The following is a 2,470-nucleotide window of genomic DNA, read 5'->3' as shown; positions in this document are numbered from 1 at the left end:
CAGCGTCGCCGGGATGCGGCCGCACGACCCGCCGTGGGGACGGCCGCTGCTGGCCGTCCCGCGCGCCACCACCCGGGCCGCCTGCGCCGAACTCGGCGTCGAGCCGTGGGACGACCCGCACAACGCCGAACCGCGCTTCACCCGCGTCCGGTTGCGCACCGAAGTGCTGCCGCTCCTGGAAGACGTCCTCAACGGCGGGGTGGCGGGCGCGCTCGCCCGCACGGCCGCGCAGCTGCGCGAGGACAACGAGGCGTTGGACACAATGGCGGACAGGATCTTCACCCGCGCGGGCGGCCCCGAAGGGCTGGATGTCGGAGCTCTCGAGGGCGAGCCGCCCGCCCTCCGGCGGCGGGTTCTCCGCAGGTGGCTGCTGGGCTCGGGCGTGCGCGAACTCACCGACGCGCACCTCCGCGCGGTCGACGGACTGGTCGCCCGGTGGCGCGGTCAGGGCGGCGTCTGGTTGCCGGGCAACTTGGAGGCGAGCCGGTGCCGTGGCAGGCTCTGCCTCACCTCCCAACCCACCACACGAGGAGAATGACCCGTGTACGAGGGCGAAATCGCCTCCGTGCTCGTCACCGAGCAGCAGATCAAGGACAAGATCGCGGAGTTGTCGGAGCAGATCGCCGCCGACTACCCGGCCAACGGGCAGGGCGAACTCCTGCTGGTGGGCGTCCTGAAGGGCGCGGTCATGTTCATGACCGACTTCGCCCGCGCGCTGCCGCTGCCGACGCAGCTGGAATTCATGGCCGTCTCCTCGTACGGCTCGGCGACGTCGTCGTCCGGCGTCGTGCGGATCCTCAAGGACCTCGACCGCGACATCGCGGGCCGGGACGTCCTGATCGTCGAAGACATCGTCGACTCCGGCCTGACGCTGTCGTGGCTGCTGAAGAACCTCGCGAGCCGCAACCCGGCTTCGCTCGAGGTCGTTTCGCTGCTGCGGAAGCCCGAAGCCGTGAAGGTGGACGTGCCGGTGAAGTACATCGGCTTCGACATCCCGAACGAGTTCGTCGTCGGCTACGGCCTCGACTACGCCGAGCGCTACCGGGACCTGCCGTACATCGGGACGCTGGACCCGAAGGTCTACACCTCGTAGTCCCACCGGCGGAGTTCACCGACCGTTCACCGCAACTACCGGATTCGCGGAACCCCGGTGGTGAAGTTTGCGTCATAGGCTCTGATCACGTGCGTTAACCTATGCGAAGACCAGTCGTGCCCGCGGTGACCGGGTCGGGGGAACGGGAGAGAGCTCAAATGGGGAACAGCAGCGCTGCCGACGCGAACGCCTTCAAGGCCGCGGCCGCGGCGGGTCAGGTCGGGATCGACCCGGACGCCGCGCAGACCGTGCTGAACAAGATCCGCACCGGCAAGGACGCCGTCGAAGCGCTGCTCAGCGGCGCGGGCACGCTCGCCCAGCCGCCGAAGCTCGGCGACAACCCGGTCGGCAACGCGATGGCCGCGAAGTTCGTGCAGCGCGCCGACGGCGGTGGCGACTCCTACGCCGCCGCGCTGCAGAACCTGCTCGACCAGTACTCGGCCGCGGAGGAGGGCATCGTCACGGCGATGTCCCGCTACCACGAGATCGACAACGCCGCCGCCGACCCGTTCCGCAACGCCTGAGTCCTGAGGGGGATTTCGCAGTCATGGCTCCGAACCACGGCGACCAGCCGTCTTCGACCGACCCGGGTTCGCTCGTCCCGCTCGGTGACAACTCCGCGTCGCAGAACATCGTCGCCAACGCCCGCGGCAGCGCCGGCGGCTTCGACATGGGCAGCGACCGCGCGATCGCGAACCCGCCGAACTGGAACGCGCAGGAAAGCCAGCAGCTCTACGCCGGCGCGGTCAACAACAACGACCCCGGCACGGCCGAGGCGACCGGGCACGCCTGGGCGCACCACGGCACCGAGCTGAAGCAGGCGTCCGACCACCTGTACAACGCGATCGCCGAGCTGGGCAACGCGTGGGTCGGCCAGGGTGCCGGCGGCGCGCAGGGCGCGCTGGTGGCCATCGCCAACTCCGGTTCGCAGGCCTCCGACGCCGCGCACACGATGTCCGACCGGCTCGCCCGGCAGGCCGCGGCGGCCGCCGAGGTCAAGAAGATGCCGGCCCCCAAGGACTACGACCCCAAGCAGTCCATGGCGGCCGCGCTGGCCGGCGGCCCGGCGGCGCTGATCGCCGACCAGAAGGCGCAGGCGGACGCGGCCAACGACGTCAAGGCGCAGCAGGTCGCGTTCTTCAACGCCTACACCAAGGCGATGAGCGAGGTCGACAGCTCGACCCCGAGCTTCGGCCCGGAGTCGCTCGGCATGAAGCCGACGGGTTCGCACAACTCCATCTCGTTCAACTCGGTCAACGCCGTCGGCAGCACCGGCCCGGTCCAGGGGCTCCCCGGTGGCGCGGGCGACGCGATCGTCGCCTCCAGCGGCTCCGGGTTCGGCAGCGGCGGCGCGTTCGGCGCGCAGCACGCGGCCGG

At 70.7% G+C, this 2,470-nt stretch carries 3 protein-coding genes and 1 pseudogene; all 4 read left to right on the top strand.

What is annotated here, in order from left to right; genetic code table 11:
- A partial coding sequence (locus tag G3I65_RS07370; RefSeq protein WP_203612308.1) for a TilS substrate-binding domain-containing protein occupies positions 1-538 on the top strand: 538 nt, incomplete at its 5' end.
- Positions 539-541: 3 nt separating this feature from the next.
- A complete protein-coding gene (hpt, locus tag G3I65_RS07365) occupies positions 542-1,093 on the top strand; it encodes a hypoxanthine phosphoribosyltransferase (protein WP_125308269.1) in 552 nt (183 codons plus the stop codon).
- A gap of 158 nt (positions 1,094-1,251) precedes the next feature.
- Positions 1,252-1,617 (top strand): hypothetical protein, encoded by a 366-nt coding sequence (locus tag G3I65_RS07360; RefSeq protein WP_160695415.1) that lies wholly within the window; start codon positions 1,252-1,254, stop codon positions 1,615-1,617.
- A gap of 23 nt (positions 1,618-1,640) precedes the next feature.
- Positions 1,641-2,470 (top strand): annotated as a pseudogene (locus tag G3I65_RS07355) (hypothetical protein); the annotation flags it as partial.

The organism is Amycolatopsis sp. SID8362, assembly GCF_010550475.1.
GTDB lineage: Bacteria > Actinomycetota > Actinomycetes > Mycobacteriales > Pseudonocardiaceae > Amycolatopsis > Amycolatopsis eburnea.
Note: the sequence above shows the minus strand (reverse complement) of the source record. Positions and strands in the feature narration are given on the sequence as shown.

Coding starts and splice junctions, on each gene's coding strand:
- G3I65_RS07360 (WP_160695415.1), top strand. CDS start 1,252: ATGGGGAACAGCAGCGCTGCCGACGCGAACGCCTTCAAGGCCGCGGCC.